We start from the raw sequence: 13,199 nt of genomic DNA on the forward strand, positions 1-13,199 counted from the left end.
AAAGGCCATTCGTGCTTCTACGCATAGGTAACTTCAACGCCTACAAACTCGGCCTCAAGGACCGTGGCACCGACGCCTGGAAAGCACGCGTCACTGCCGTCCGCGAGCTGGCTCCTGACTTCCTCGGCCTCCAGGAAGTCGTGATCGACGAGGCCGCTACATCCCGCGACCAGTGGGATGCCGAGGCCGCCGAGACGATCGCCGCGTTCGCCGCAGACTGCGGACTGACCGCGGCCGTTCCCGCCACCCCCGGCCGGCCCCACGGGGTCGCGATGGCCGCCAACACACACCGCGCCTGGTACACCGCCGCGCTGTGGAACCCCGACACGATGCCCTTCGCCCCGGGCAGCTACCGGCCTCTGGGCAGCCCGGACTTCTGGCACGGGCTGACCGTCGTGGCCTTCGATATCGGCGTCGGTGAGCTCCTCATCGTCGTCGTCTACCACGGGGACCCGTTCCGTCCGAACTGGCGCACGGAGGAGGGCCTGCGCATCAAGGGCCTCCTGCGCCGCACCGGAGGCGTGAATCCCGCCGTCGTAGTCGGCGACTTCAACTCCGTGTCCGCTGCTCTGAGGCGACGCCGATGGTGGCACTGGCGCCGAAAGTACTACGACGCCGAGCCGTATCTGAAACAGCGTCACGACGATCTCGAATACCAGGTCCAGCCCCACCGGATCGGCAAGCGATTCCGCAGACAACTGGCATACAGACAGCAGACCGAGAACCTGCTGCGAGGCGGGTACATGGTCGACGCCGCCGCGCACCTGGATGAGCCCTGGCATCCCACCGTCGGCCACGTGCAAGACGGCCAGGGCGACCCCGACCCGTGGGGCAAGCGCCGAATCGACCTCATCCTCGCCAGCCGCCCCGTCGCCCCCGCCCTGACGGCGTACGGGATCCACGGCAGCACCGCCGCGCGGGCCGCATCCGACCACCTGATGCCGTGGATCACCGTCGACCCCTCCCGGATACAGAAAGGACACTGGTGAGACGTTTCCTGAGCGAGACCCGGCTGTGGGAGCCCGACGCCCGAGGCGACCGGGTCAAAGCGCATGTGCTGTGGCTTCCGCACCGCCAACCCCAGGTTTTGGCCTACTTCGCGCGGCTCAGGGCCATCCTCGCCCGCTACCCCGACGTCATCACCCCGGTCGCCGACGCGGACCTGCACATGACCCTCCAGAAGATCGACACGCACGACATTCACGGTGAGCCCGTCACCTGCACGCGCCTCCACGCCGCAGCCGACGCGCTCCGCGCGGAACTGGCATCTCTGGAACCCTTCGGTATCGAGATCGGTCCGGCGCGGGCCAGCGGGTCGGCAGCCGTCGTGGAGATCTGGCCGGAACCGAGTCCGCAGGACCTCTATGACCGGGTCCGCGCGGGGCTCCTGACAGCCGGGCTATCCCTCCCCCAGGCCGAGAGACCCTACTGGTGCCACATGACCGGCGGCTACGGCAAGCCTCGGGAATTGCATCAGATGAGAGCGTTCGTGCTGGTCGCCTGATCGGCGAGCCCTTCGATCCTACTCGCACAGCACCACAACTACCCGCCTCCACCTGCAAGTTTGTCAAGTATATCCCTTCTGATGCATGATTTGCGCGTCAGAAGGGATCGCGCCATGATGCGACGACCGGGTACGGAGCTGGCCGGATCGGCCAATCTGGAGCTCGTCTCCGGGCTGCTGCGCTTTCGGCCTGAGGACACGGTGTGGGAAGCGATGCTAACGGCTGGAGGTCGCAGCAGCAGGCCCGCAACCTCAAGAAGGGCACGTACGAGCCGCGCGAGAAGTTGGTCCGCGCCTTCCAGACGTACACGAATGAGTACCCGTGGCTCTGGACGCCGGCCCACATGGACGAGTGGTCGGCCAGCCTGACCTCGGAGAAGGGCCTCGCGCCGTCGACGGTGCGCGGCTACCAGGGCACGGTGCGGCTGTTCTCCGAGTACCTCATCGACCCCCGCTATGACTGGGCGCTGGTTTGCGAGGAGCAGTTCGGGACGTACCCCGTGGCGATCGCTCACGAGTGGAACACAATCCCGCATCTCCAGGGCTACGAAGGCGATCCCGAGGCTCGCCCGTTCACGCGCGAGGAACTGCAGATGTTCCTCGACTTCGCGGACGACCAGGTCGAACGGGCGCAGCGCAGCGGGCGTAAGGGCTCGCTGGCCGCCTACCGGGACGCCACCTTGTTCAAGGTCATCTACGGGTGGGGGCTTCGCCGGACTGAGACGTCGAAGCTGGACCTAGTGGACTTCGGCAGGAACCCGAAAGCGCCGCAGTTCGGCCGGTACGGGACGCTCAACGTCCGCTACGGCAAGGCGAAGAAGGGGCAGCCGCCGCGTCGGCGGAACGTGTTGTCTGTCATGGACTGGGCCGTCGAGTCGGTCGAGGACTACGTCGTGAACGTGCGGCCTCGCTTCGGCTTTCCGGACCAGCCCGCGCTGTGGGTCACCGAGCGCGGCGGCCGGCTCAGACCGGGTTCGATCAACGACCGGTTCGAGGAGTATCGCGATGCCCTGGGGCTGCCGAAGGAGTTGACCTCTGCGGACACAAGGCACTCGTACATCACGCACCTGGTGGAGTTCGACTACCCGCAGCGCTTCAGCAGCAGGTCGGCCACGAGTGCGATAGCTCCCTGGCCATCTACACGCACGTCAGCAACGACTTCATGAACACTTCTCTGCAGAATGCCCTGGCTCCGGCCTTCGCTGGGGTGTGACGAGAAGAGGGATACCGCGATGACTGCCAAGCTCGACTATCAGTGGCACCTGCGCAAGGTCATGGCCGACCGTGGGATGTTCTCGACCACCGACCTCACGGAGCCCTTGGAGGAGCGCGGTATCCAGCTCTCCTCGAGTCAGATCTACCGCCTGGTCGTGGAACGTCCGGAGCGCCTCAGCCTCAAGATCCTCATGGCCCTGCTGGACATCTTGGACTGCCGCATGGACGAGCTGATCGAGCCCGTCAGGGCGGCGGGGGCCGGTGCTCGCCCGAAGAAGGCGGCGGCAGGCGGAAGTTCGGCCGAGCCGTCGTCGACGGGCCTGGGGGATCTGCGGCCCAAGCGGGCCAGGATCATCAGGAGTGATCAGTGACGACGGCCGCCGCGCACGATCGGAACGCGGAGGCGGAGCGGGAGCCGCTGGACGCGCTTGTGGATGTGCTGTGCCAGGTCGAGACGTCACTCGGCCGTGGAGCCGTTCGTGCGGTGACGGCCGGTGTCGTTCGGCAACGTGCTCGGCAGCGCCGGCTCGCCGCCGAACTGGCCGAGGCTCCCGACGTGCTGCGCACCGGGAGGCCGCCCGCGGCCATCATGGTCGGCAAGCTGCTGCTCGCCCTGAAGGAAGCCGGCGCGGAACAACTCGCCGCCCCAGTCTGTGGCGTGTGCGGGCGAGAGCCTCGCACCCTGGCCTTCGCGAGGCGCACGTGGGGGTGTTCGCGTTGTGTTTCATCGCCGAGTCTGGCCGCCTGCACGGGGTGTGGGCAGGAACGGGATGTGCATGCGCGGGACCGGGACGGCCGCCCTTTCTGCCGGACGTGCTTCGTCGACGACGACGTGGCGAAGCTGCTGGCGGACGTGGTGATCGGGATCGCGCCGGAGGTGAACGCTGAGGTGGTTCTCGGGGCTCTGGAGCGTGCCCACCAACGCCAGGTCGGGCGCCGCCAGATTGCTGCCGCTGTAGTCGAGCGTCCTGAACTCCTCACCGGCGAAGGCGCCTTGGCACCCGTTCAGGGGGTCCTGCGTTTCCTCGACGAGTTGCGCAGGGCCGGGGCTACGTCGGTGGTCGTTCCGCCGTGCCCCGGCTGCGGTCGCGCCAGGCCGCTGGAGCGACCGCTCGGAGCCGTACGCGTGTGCAGCAACTGCGCCGCGAAGGCGGGGGCCTCGATCTGCTCCCGCTGCGGCAAACAGAAGCCGATCAACCATCGCGACGAGAACGGCGACGCCTTCTGTCAGTACTGCTGGGCGAGTGACTCGAGGAACCTGGAGGTCTGTGTCGGATGCGGCAATCGGCGCCGTGTCTACGGACGGACCGGCGACGGTGCGGTCTGTTTGCGGTGCCGCCCGCGGAGCGAGCGGGTGTGCGGCATCTGCGGCCGCACCGGCCGGGTCACCATCTCCCGGGCCACCGGAGAACCGCTGTGTGACCTGTGCAAGGGGCACTGGATCGTCTGTTCCGGGTGCGGAGACGGCGGCCTCGTCCGCGGAGGGACGCTCAAGGAGCCGCTGTGCGCCCGCTGCGTCAACCCCGACCCGGACTTCTGGAAGCGATGCCGCATCTGCAACACGACGTGGCAGCTGACGACCGCGCCCTGTACCCGATGCAGTCTCGACGCCCGTCTGCGCAAGGTCTTCGCGGCCGACGACGGCACCATCGCGCCCGAGCTCGACCGGCTGCGGGAGCGCCTTGTCCAGGTCGACCGTCCGATCTACGCGATCACCTGGCTGCGGAAGGCGAACGTCCAGTCCACCATCACCGCAGTGGTGCGCGAGCACCCCCAGATCAGCCACGCCGCACTCGACGCCATGCCGCCGAGCAAGACGCTTGATCACTTCCGCTCCATGCTGGTCTCCGTCGGCGCCTTGGAGTTTCGTGACGAGGGCTTGGTACGTCTCGAGCGGGAGCTGAAGGAGACCCTCGACGGATACATCCCGGGTGAGCACCCGCGAGCTCTGCGCGGGTTCATCCTGTGGCATCTGATGCGGAGGTTGCGCGGGCGGCTGCAGGACAAGCCCACCAGCGTCCAGCAGATCCAGAATGTCCGCGCCCACCTGGCGGGGGCCGACGGACTCCTGCGCTGGCTGGAAGGCCGGGACAAGTCGCTGAGCGGCTGCACGCAGACGGACGTCGACAGCTACCTCAGCACCAAGCCCGCGCACCCGAAGAAGTGCTCTGCCTTCGTCCGGTGGGCGGTGCGCCGCCGGTACGCCCCGAAGGGCATCAAGGCACCCGCGATCCGCTGGACGGGCCCGGCCGGCCCGCACGACCAGGACGAACGGTGGGCCGTCGCCCGGCGGCTGCTGAACGACGAGTCCGTCGCCACGGCGGACCGTGTCGCCGGCCTCCTGGTGCTGCTGTACGCGCAGACGGCCAGCAGCATCCACCGCCTGACCACCGACCGCGTCACACAGGACGACGACCACGTCCTGCTCCACCTGGGCGACCAGCCGATCCAGCTGCCAGCGCCGCTGGACCGCTTCATGCTCGACTTGGTCGCATCCAGGGGCACCGACACGTTGATCCGCCATGAGGGCGACTGGCTCTTCCCCGGCCGCTCGGTAGGCCGGCCGATCCACGAGACGCAGCTGCTGCGACGGCTTCACGCGGTGGGCGTCAAGTCGCGCCAGGGCCGCAGCACGGCGTTGTTCGCGCTCGCCCAGCAACTCCCGGCGGGGCAGTTGGCCAAGATGCTCGGCGTGCACGTGGGGGTGGCCGTCACCTGGCAGCGTGCGAGCGGCGGGGACTGGATGACGTACGCTGCCGCCGTCGCCGCCCGATCCGCCACACGCGCCAAACCGGCGACCGCCCCTTCCTCTTAGCCGAATTGCACCTCTTCGACCTCGTCCCACGTGTAATAGCCCAGGTCGGGGCGCTGGTACTGGTTGACGAGGTGGACGCGGTCGATCGTGATGTCCACCCGCGGGGGGCGCAGCGCGCGAAGCGCCCGGTTGAGCTTTCGGTCGGTGAAGTCCTGACGCGCATACGCTAGCGACGCATGGGACCAAAACCGCAGCTCAGGGGCCCTCAGAGTGACCCCCGGAACCTTCTCCATCGCCGTGCGGACGCGCCCGTTGAGCTCGGCCATTCCGTCCTCCGGGTAGACCGCGACAGTGACGGCGGTGATACCCGGCCATACGGGGCCGAGCTGGACCTGGAACGGCTGCATGTCGGCCAGTTCCTCGTGCAGGGTGACGCGTAGCTTGTCCGTCTGGCCATCGTCGACCGCGTGGTGGATGCCCTGGACCGTGGAGTGCAGCCATTCCTCGGGGATCACTCCGAGCTGTTCCGCATACTGCGAGAGCAGCTCGTGGTGAGCGCGGGCGTACTCGCGGAACTCCGGGTATTCGCCGAGGAGCACGAGGACGTGCGGGAAGGGGCCTCCGTCCTTCCAGATCTTCTTGGGGGTGAAGAAGTTCTCCAACGTCGGGCTCCTGATGTGGTGAAGCTGCCGTCCTGGACAGTGGCGGCAGGCTGGGTGTGTTCTGCGCCGGGAGGTTCTTGAAGTTCTCGCGCTCTGCGGGTGGTTCAGAGTGTGCGGGCGTGCTGGAAGACGTTGTTGAGCCGTTCGCGCAGCGCGGGGTCGGGAATCAACTTCACGGCGCGGGTGAAGTCGTCCTGGGCGGCGGCCAGCTGGGGCCGCTGTTGGCGTTCGTGGTCGGCGAGGACGGTTGCGGCCCCGGTGGCGCCGGGCCGGGCCCGGGCGGCGTAGATCATCGTGAGGGGGAAGGCGAAGCAGGCGTGGAGGAACCCGTACGCGGGCCGCTGGGTGCCGCGCCACGGGGAGAAGTACGTCTCGTCGTCGGGGATGGTGATGTGGAGCGCGGCGAGGGCGTCGTTGAGCCAGTTGTGGGCGGCTTCGTGGACAAGGTCTCGGCCCAGTACGGCAGCGTCACCGGTGTGGTCGGTGAAGACGGTCGCCGGGAGCCGGGTGATGGCGAAGCTGCGCAGGGTCTGGTCGGGACGGCGTCGGCCGGTCAGGCAGATCACGGCGGCGTGCGCTGCGACGAGAGCGTCGAGGCCGGTGGCTGCGATGTGGCCGAAGGCATCGTCGGCCAGCACGGCCAGGGACTCGGCGGCGCCGGTCATGTCGGGGCCGAGGACGTAGTACGGGGTGTCGGAGTGTGGGCCGCGGATCATCTCGTCCGCATTCGGGGCGATCACGATGCGCGGGCCGAGGCGGGAGGAGTGGGCCAGGCGGGCCAGGGTAGGCCCGGCGGTGTTGCGGTACCAGTCGAGTGTGGTCGTGTCGCGGCGGCGGGCGGCGCTCTCGGCGCCTTCGAGCCTGTGGTATGCCAGGGCGTAGGCCAAGGGCAGCGCCTCGTCGTCCGGAGGTGTGACGGAACCGGGGTGAAGCAGGGTCAGCGCGGCGGCGGTGCGTTCGCGGCGGTGGGTGGTGATGGCGTCCAGATCGAGGGCGGCGGCGACGTCGTTCATGTCGGGAGGCTCCTTGGCAGCGGGCCCCGGTGCCAGGCCGTGGGGCGCCGGCACCGGGTCTGAGATGTGGGGCAGGCCGAGTGGCCCGGCCCGATCAGCTGGCGCTGTCCGCCTCCGCGGTGGCGGCCGGCGCCGATTCGGCGCCGGTGGCCGGGGTGCTCCAGGCGTCTGCGGAGACGCTGGAGGTGTGGGCGGTCAGGCGGACGGTGCCGTCGTCGTCGCGCAGCTGGTCCACCGCGGCGAGGAACTCGCCGCACGCATCGGTCGTCATCTCTTCCTCCATGGGTTGCAGGGACTGGTCCGGACGTAGCGCCGCGAGGGGCGGGCTGCGGATGGGCGGGGACATGGCCGGTCAGGCTTCGCTGATCAGCCAGCTGATGAACTTGCGTTCGCGCCCCGTGCGGACCGGCTCGGTGCCGTGGGTGACCTGGGATCCGTACAGCAGCGCGGTGCCGGGGGCGGGGTGCACGTTCCAGCGGGTGCGCGGCATGGTGCGGAACCAGTCGGCGGAGTGGTCGGCTCCGTCGTGGGTGAACGCCATGGCCGGGTCGTAGCCGTCGCCGCCGTGCTGGTCGCTCCACAGGGCGGGGTTGGAGGTGGTTTCGACGAAGAACTCCCCTCCGTCTTCGGCGTGTTCGAGGACGACGCTGATCCCGGCGAGCTGGCGGACAGGGTCGGCGGGGTGGGGGGCGATGCCGTCGACGTGCGGGGTGATGTGCTGTCCGGGCGCGTACTCGACGTACATCCATTCGCGGCAGGAGGTCAGGGCGGGCAGGGCGCGCCGCAGTACGGGCATCGCCCGCTCGACGGCGTGGGCGAGGACCTTGGCCGCGGTCTCGGGCGGCGGGTGGATTTCGAGGCGGCCGGCTGGTTCGTAGACGGCCATGGCCTGCTCGCTGGTCTGGCCGGGGATGGAGTGCAGGGTGGTGGTGCGCTCGGTGTCGAAACGGCGCAGGCCGTCATCGCCGAGGGCGTCGTCCACGGCGCTGATCAGGGTGGTGATCTCGCCGGGGGTGAGGAAGTTCTCGATGCTGGAGACGGTGAGCGTCTCCGCTATGTGGATCATCGTGCCTCCCGGGTAGGGCGGGGCGGGCGGAGGGCGCAGGCGCATCCGGTGACCGCCGGGGTGTGGCGGGCGACGTGCGTGAGCGTGCGAACGGCCTGGTCGAGGCCGGTGAAGTAGTCGGCCCATGTGCTGCCGGGGGCAGGGGTGAGGGTGAGGTTGAGGACGGAGTGGTGGTGGCCGGTGTGGGCGCTGGTCAGGTCGGTGCGTGCGATGTGTGCGGTGATGGCGGCGGGCAGGTAGCCGTCGGTGGCGGCGAGCGTGTGGCACAGTCGGGCGGCGAGCGCGGCGTACTCGGTGCGGGTGCGCGGCAGCAGGCCGACGCGAAACGCGGACGGGGGCAGGCTCGTGCCGGTGTGGGCGTGGCCCTGGCAGGAGTCGTAGGTGACGGCCTTCCAGCTGCGGGTGATCGTGTCGACCAGCGGCCACACGCGGTCCTCGATGCCCTCGCCCCACTGGGGGTGGTGCGGGTCAAGGTCGTCGGCCGCCTGCTCGCCGGGCAGGCCGGCGGCGTTGATGTTGCCGTGGTAGCTCGCCCGGAGCCGGGCCGGGGAACGGGGAGATGCCGGATCGTCCCAGCGGGCGAGGAAGGCGTCCACGTCGTCCATGACGTTCGGGCCGAGGGGCCGCCAGTGGGCGCGCAGGCAGTGAGCGCCGGCCGGGTGGGCGGGGGCGGCGAGCAGGTGAGCCATTCCGTCGATGAGGCGCCCGCGGTGGTCGCAGTACGCGTCATCGCTGCCGGTCGCCTGGACCATGCGCCAGCGGGTCGCGGTGCACCCGCCGCCGCAGACCGCCTGGTACGGGCAGGAGACGCACTTCGTCATCAGCTCCCGTCCGGCAGTGAGCTGCGGGTTGGCGTGCTGGGCCTCGGTGACGTCCCTCTCGCTGCGCGCGGCGGCGAGCGGCAGCAGGTGGGCCTGGGGCCAGGGAAGTTCGTCGCATGAGCCGAAGCGGCCGTCGGGGTAGGCGGTGAAGACGTGGGAGCACTTGTGCGCGGCGAAGTGGCAGTGGGCGCTGTCCAGGCCCTTGAGTCGGCGGATCGTGGCGACGGCCGGGTCGAGTTTGATCCGCCGGAAGTGGCCGGCGCCGATCCAGCGAGCGGCGGCCTCAAGCACGAACTCGGCGTACTGGACGGGAGTGATCGCCCAGGCCGCGCCGTCGGTGCCGACCGCACGGGCCTGGAGGAGGCGGCTGGGGCTGGTACGGCGGCCGGACGCCGTGAGCGGTCGGGTGACGGTGGTGTCGAAGGCGGGCAGGAGGTGCACGGCGCGTACCGCGTCGAAGGTGGCGATGTGGTCGATGACCTCTGCGGCGCGGCCCAGGACGGCGGGGGTGACCACGGTGACGATGCCGCAGGTGCGTCCGCGCTCGGCAAGCAGATTCAGCGCGTTCACGATGTGCGGGTAGATAGCGGTGCCGTCGTAGCCGATCCGCCAGGAGTTTCCCTGTTCGTCGCCGTCCATGGAGATGCCGATGTGCAGGCCCGGGTAGTGGGCGTCGAACAGGTCGAGCCACTCGCCGTCCAGCCGCACGCCGTTGGTCTGCAGGTGGACGCGGTGCACGGTGGGCTGGGCGGCGAGTTCGTCGAGGAGGGCGGCCATGGCGTCCTTGCTGACGGTCAGGGGTTCCCCGCCGTGCAGTTCGATCGCGAGAGGCCGCTCACCGAAGATCTGGCCGAGGCGGCGTATCTGCTTGACGGTGATCTGGGCGCCGCCGGGGGCGAGTTTGCGTTTCTCGAAGCAGTACAGGCAGTCGACGTCGCAGGTCTCGCCGCGCAGCTTGAGGACGACGGAGACCGCCGCGGCGTGGTCGGTGTCCTCCAGAGGCCGCCACATTTCGGCGCCGACGGTCGTCGTGGGGGTGGTGAGCGTGCTGGGCATCGGGACCTCCCCGGTCGAGGGTGGGCGGATGGGTTCAGGTGCGGGCGCGTCGTGCGGCGGACTGCTGCCAGGCGCGCATCCGGCCGTCGGTGAGCGGGACGCGGTCATCGCCGCGGCGCAGGAACCAGCCGTCGCTGTATCGCTGCGGCAGCCAGCCGAAGCCGCCGAGCCCTGCCTCGTCGACCGGCTCCGGCTCGGCATCGGTGGGCCACAGCGCGAGCAGGGCGTCGGCGAGACGGGTCTGGACGGAGGCGAAGAAGGGACTGTGCGCGGCGGCGCTCAGCCACCGCGGCTCGGGCAACGCGGGCACGGGCCTGAACGGTTCAGCGTCGTCTTGGCTCAGCAGGCTCGGCAGCCATTTCTCACCGAGCAACGGAGCGCCGGCGGCGACGGTCTCGGCCTGGGCAACGACGCGGGCGAGCTGGTCCCACACCAGGTCAGCGTGGGGGTACAGGCCCGCCTGGGCCAGACCGAGAAGGTCCTCGGCCAGGCTCGCCGCCACCTCGCATCGGTCCGCAAGCGCCCACCGTTGATAGGCCGCCCGCTGCCCGGGCACCAGGACCTCCGCAGGGGCCGGTACCGGGGAGAGCGGCCGGGCCGTGCGCAGGAGGGTCAGGTCGCTCAGCCGGGCCCGGACGGTGCGGAACGTCTCGATGCCGTCGCGGGTCACGGTGAACGCGTCGAGCAGCGTGCGCCAGTCGTCCACGGTGCTCTCACTCACCGCCCGTACGTCGGCGCGGATGCCGCGGATGAGGCGGGAGCCCGGCCCGGGGACGGGCTCGGGGGTGATCAGGAGCAGATCCACGTCACTGTGCTGGTGGGCCAGACCTTCGGCGAGCGCGCCCACCAGCCACACGTCGGCACCGGCGTACTCGTCTGCCAGGGCAGCGGCGGCGTGCCCGGCGACGGCAAGCCGCGTATCCAGCCACGGGGTGGCGGTCATCGGGCTGTCCTGTCTGCACCGGCAAGGACACCGGCGGCGGTCGTGGCGACCCAGCGGTCGAGGAGGGCGCGGACGTCGCTGCGCTGGGCGCCGATGTGCGGGGTGGCGATCAGGTTCAGCGGCCCGGGCAGGGCGTCAGCCGGCCACAGCGGCAGATCCGATTCCTCGACGGGATCGAGGGCGAGACCGCCGAGCCGGCCGTCGGCGAGCGCGCGCAGACAGGCATCGAGGTCGAGCGTGCCAAGGCGGCCGACGCAGATCAGCAGCGGATGCCGTTGCCGCGCCGCGGCGAGGAACCCGGTCCCGAACCAGCCTCGGTTCTCGTCGGTGAGCGGGAGCGCCACGACGTGGGCGTCTGCCCAGGCGGGCAGTTCGTTGCCGGGCCGCGAGGGCAGGGTGTCCGGCAGGCTCGGCCGGGCGGCGAAGGCGATCTCGGCGACATGCGGGGCGAGGGCGTGCGCGCAGGCCCGGCCGACCGGCCCGGCGCCCCAGATCGCCAGCCGCATCGCGGAGACGGGCGGGGCGAGGCAATGCTGCTTCGCGTGCCGCCCCTGGAGCAGGGCGGCGTGCCCGTACGGGATCCGGCGAGCGAGCGCGAGCAGCGCGGCCAGGGCCCATTCGGCGACCGCGCCGGCGGCCGGCTCAGGGTTGCGGTGCACGCTGATGCCCCGCGCGGCCAGGCCGTCGATGTCGATGCCGTCCAGTCCGGAGCCGGCCCGGATCACGTGCCGCAGCGCCGGCCACTGGCTCAGGCGCTCGGTGTCCAGCCGGTGCCCCGACCGCAGCACCAGCACTTCGGCCCGGGCGGCAAGTTCCGGATCCGCGGTGGCGAGCGCGGTGATCTCCCGGATCGCGCAGCCGGGGAGGCGTTGCTGCAACAGCGCGGTGTCGGCCGCGCCCCGCACGCTCACGAGCAGCGGCGCCTCGCGCACCGCGCTCACTGCTGCGTCCCGTCGGCGGGCGCGGTGTAGCGGCCGAAGGCCAGGTCCCCGGCGCCGGTGATGACCTGAAGGGGTGAGGGCGCGCGGAAGTAGTCCTCGCAGGCTGTCTTGACGCCGGGCAGCCCGTTCCATGCCTTCGGGTTCGCCTCCAGGTCGGCGTAGTCGTCGACGATCAGCGTGCCGCCGGGGGCCATGCGCGGGACACACGCGGTCAGGCAGGTGTGGATGGATTCGTAGTAGTCGCCGTCCAAGTAGGCGAAGGCGATCTGGTCCGGGAGCCGGCCGGGGAGGGTGTCGGCGAACCATCCGGGGTGGATCGCCGGCGGGGTGCGGCCCCAGCGGTCGTGGAGGGCGAGCACCTGTTCCGGCTCGGCGCGCAGGTACCCGGTCTCGAACAGGTCCGGGTCCTTCGTTCCGCGTTCGGGCAGGCCCTTGAAGGAGTCGTAGACGTGGACGCTCCGCTGGTGCTGTCCGGTGGCATCGAGGACGGCGCGCATCCACAGCGCCATGGCGCCCTGGTAGCAGCCGAGTTCGATCACGGCGCCGGGCACCTTACGGGCTGCGAGCTGTTCGAGTTCGGTGCGGATGGCGGGCAGGCGGTCGGCATCCACGGTGTCGCCGTGGTGTTCGAGGAGCCAGTCGTGCAGTTCCGCGAGGCTCGGCACGGTGGTGGGAGGGAGGTGCATCGTCACCACCGGTCCACGAGGACGTCGCGGTCGGCCGGGTTCCCGGCGAGTGCGTCGAGCACCTGTTGGTTGACCCGCGGCAGCAGGTACTTGCCGCCGAACTCCTCCAGGGGCACCCACTCGAAGCCGACCTGGATCGGGTCGGGTGGATCGGATTTGCGCGGGGTGGTGTCCTCGTCGAGGAGCTCGGCGAGGAAGTTGTGCTGGGTCTTGTGGACGGTGCCGAACTCGTCGTTGTACTGCTCGGGGACGTACTCGACGACGAATAACAGCCGCGAGGTGCGCACCCGCAGGCCGGTCTCCTCCTTGACCTTGCGCACGACCGCGTCGCGCAGCGGCTCACCCACCTTCGCCTTGCCGCCGGGCAGGTTGTAGTGGAAGCCGGAGTGGTCGTCGTACGACATGAGCAGGATGCGGCCCTGGTGGACGATCGCGGCCTTGACCGACACGCTGATGCGGGGCAGAGGTGTCATGGCGCGGGTGTTCCTTCCCTCGTCGAGCCCGCCGCGGCCGACTGCCCGGCGAGTGCTGGTGGTG

The 13,199-nt window shown here is 70.2% G+C and carries 14 protein-coding genes; 5 read left to right on the top strand and 9 right to left on the bottom strand.

Annotation, left to right across the window (positions count from 1 at the left end; translation table 11 throughout):
* The first annotated feature begins 11 nt into the window (after positions 1-11).
* From F9278_RS14830 to F9278_RS14850, 5 genes are all read left to right on the top strand, one after another.
* The gene (locus F9278_RS14830) at positions 12-989 is read left to right on the top strand and encodes an endonuclease/exonuclease/phosphatase family protein (protein ID WP_152168760.1); all 978 of its coding nucleotides are present in this window, start codon (positions 12-14) and stop codon (positions 987-989) included.
* Positions 986-1,504, top strand: coding sequence for a 2'-5' RNA ligase family protein (locus F9278_RS14835; RefSeq protein ID WP_152168761.1), 519 nt, complete (start codon positions 986-988; stop codon positions 1,502-1,504). Before F9278_RS14830 ends, F9278_RS14835 begins: the two co-directional genes overlap by 4 nt.
* Positions 1,505-1,707: 203 nt before the next feature.
* Positions 1,708-2,670 carry a tyrosine-type recombinase/integrase gene (locus F9278_RS14840; protein WP_319023107.1) on the top strand — a complete coding sequence of 321 codons (963 nt, stop codon included), beginning with the start codon at positions 1,708-1,710 and terminating at the stop codon, positions 2,668-2,670.
* A gap of 66 nt (positions 2,671-2,736) precedes the next feature.
* Positions 2,737-3,090 carry a helix-turn-helix domain-containing protein gene (locus tag F9278_RS14845; RefSeq protein ID WP_152168762.1) on the top strand — a complete coding sequence of 118 codons (354 nt, stop codon included), beginning with the start codon at positions 2,737-2,739 and terminating at the stop codon, positions 3,088-3,090.
* On the top strand, positions 3,087-5,534 hold the full coding sequence (locus F9278_RS14850; protein ID WP_152168763.1) for a site-specific integrase: 2,448 nt from the start codon (positions 3,087-3,089) through the stop codon (positions 5,532-5,534). Before F9278_RS14845 ends, F9278_RS14850 begins: the two co-directional genes overlap by 4 nt.
* Here F9278_RS14850 and F9278_RS14855 read toward each other — a convergent pair.
* The 9 genes from F9278_RS14855 to F9278_RS14890 all read right to left on the bottom strand — a co-directional run bounded on the left by F9278_RS14855 (position 5,531) and on the right by F9278_RS14890 (position 13,135).
* The gene (locus F9278_RS14855) at positions 5,531-6,136 is read right to left on the bottom strand and encodes a 2'-5' RNA ligase family protein (protein ID WP_152168764.1); all 606 of its coding nucleotides are present in this window, start codon (positions 6,134-6,136) and stop codon (positions 5,531-5,533) included. The genes F9278_RS14850 and F9278_RS14855 overlap by 4 nt on opposite strands.
* 104 nt (positions 6,137-6,240) lie before the next feature.
* Positions 6,241-7,149, bottom strand: a complete 909-nt coding sequence (locus tag F9278_RS14860; RefSeq protein ID WP_152168765.1) for an aKG-HExxH-type peptide beta-hydroxylase — start codon at positions 7,147-7,149, stop codon at positions 6,241-6,243.
* Between the two features lie 94 nt (positions 7,150-7,243).
* On the bottom strand, positions 7,244-7,420 hold the full coding sequence (locus F9278_RS46160) for a hypothetical protein (protein WP_193241488.1): 177 nt from the start codon (positions 7,418-7,420) through the stop codon (positions 7,244-7,246).
* A gap of 81 nt (positions 7,421-7,501) precedes the next feature.
* Positions 7,502-8,215 (bottom strand): 2OG-Fe(II) oxygenase, encoded by a 714-nt coding sequence (locus F9278_RS14865; RefSeq protein ID WP_152168766.1) that lies wholly within the window; start codon positions 8,213-8,215, stop codon positions 7,502-7,504.
* Complete coding sequence (locus F9278_RS14870; RefSeq protein ID WP_226966743.1) at positions 8,212-10,092, bottom strand: radical SAM/SPASM domain-containing protein; 1,881 nt, start codon at positions 10,090-10,092, stop codon at positions 8,212-8,214. The genes F9278_RS14865 and F9278_RS14870 overlap by 4 nt, the downstream gene beginning before the upstream one ends.
* A 34-nt stretch (positions 10,093-10,126) precedes the next feature.
* Positions 10,127-11,035 carry a nucleotidyltransferase domain-containing protein gene (locus F9278_RS14875; protein ID WP_152168767.1) on the bottom strand — a complete coding sequence of 303 codons (909 nt, stop codon included), beginning with the start codon at positions 11,033-11,035 and terminating at the stop codon, positions 10,127-10,129.
* Positions 11,032-11,976 (bottom strand): NAD(P)-dependent oxidoreductase, encoded by a 945-nt coding sequence (locus tag F9278_RS14880; RefSeq protein ID WP_193242113.1) that lies wholly within the window; start codon positions 11,974-11,976, stop codon positions 11,032-11,034. The genes F9278_RS14875 and F9278_RS14880 overlap by 4 nt, the downstream gene beginning before the upstream one ends.
* Positions 11,973-12,662 carry a TylF/MycF/NovP-related O-methyltransferase gene (locus F9278_RS14885; protein ID WP_152168769.1) on the bottom strand — a complete coding sequence of 230 codons (690 nt, stop codon included), beginning with the start codon at positions 12,660-12,662 and terminating at the stop codon, positions 11,973-11,975. Before F9278_RS14885 ends, F9278_RS14880 begins: the two co-directional genes overlap by 4 nt.
* A gap of 2 nt (positions 12,663-12,664) precedes the next feature.
* Positions 12,665-13,135: an NUDIX domain-containing protein gene (locus F9278_RS14890; protein WP_152168770.1), complete on the bottom strand. Its 471-nt coding sequence runs from the start codon at positions 13,133-13,135 to the stop codon at positions 12,665-12,667.
* Positions 13,136-13,199 lie beyond the last annotated feature (64 nt).

Origin of the sequence: Streptomyces phaeolivaceus, assembly GCF_009184865.1 — a bacterium.
GTDB lineage: Bacteria > Actinomycetota > Actinomycetes > Streptomycetales > Streptomycetaceae > Streptomyces > Streptomyces phaeolivaceus.

Bases quoted from the DNA above. Each gene is read 5' to 3' on its own strand.
- F9278_RS14845 (WP_152168762.1), top strand. From the start codon at position 2,737: ATGACTGCCAAGCTCGACTATCAGTGGCACCTGCGCAAGGTCATGGCC.
- F9278_RS14860 (WP_152168765.1), bottom strand. From the start codon at position 7,149: ATGAACGACGTCGCCGCCGCCCTCGATCTGGACGCCATCACCACCCAC.
- F9278_RS46160 (WP_193241488.1), bottom strand. From the start codon at position 7,420: ATGACGACCGATGCGTGCGGCGAGTTCCTCGCCGCGGTGGACCAGCTG.
- F9278_RS14865 (WP_152168766.1), bottom strand. From the start codon at position 8,215: ATGATCCACATAGCGGAGACGCTCACCGTCTCCAGCATCGAGAACTTC.
- F9278_RS14870 (WP_226966743.1), bottom strand. From the start codon at position 10,092: ATGCCCAGCACGCTCACCACCCCCACGACGACCGTCGGCGCCGAAATG.
- F9278_RS14875 (WP_152168767.1), bottom strand. From the start codon at position 11,035: ATGACCGCCACCCCGTGGCTGGATACGCGGCTTGCCGTCGCCGGGCAC.
- F9278_RS14885 (WP_152168769.1), bottom strand. From the start codon at position 12,662: ATGCACCTCCCTCCCACCACCGTGCCGAGCCTCGCGGAACTGCACGAC.
- F9278_RS14890 (WP_152168770.1), bottom strand. From the start codon at position 13,135: ATGACACCTCTGCCCCGCATCAGCGTGTCGGTCAAGGCCGCGATCGTC.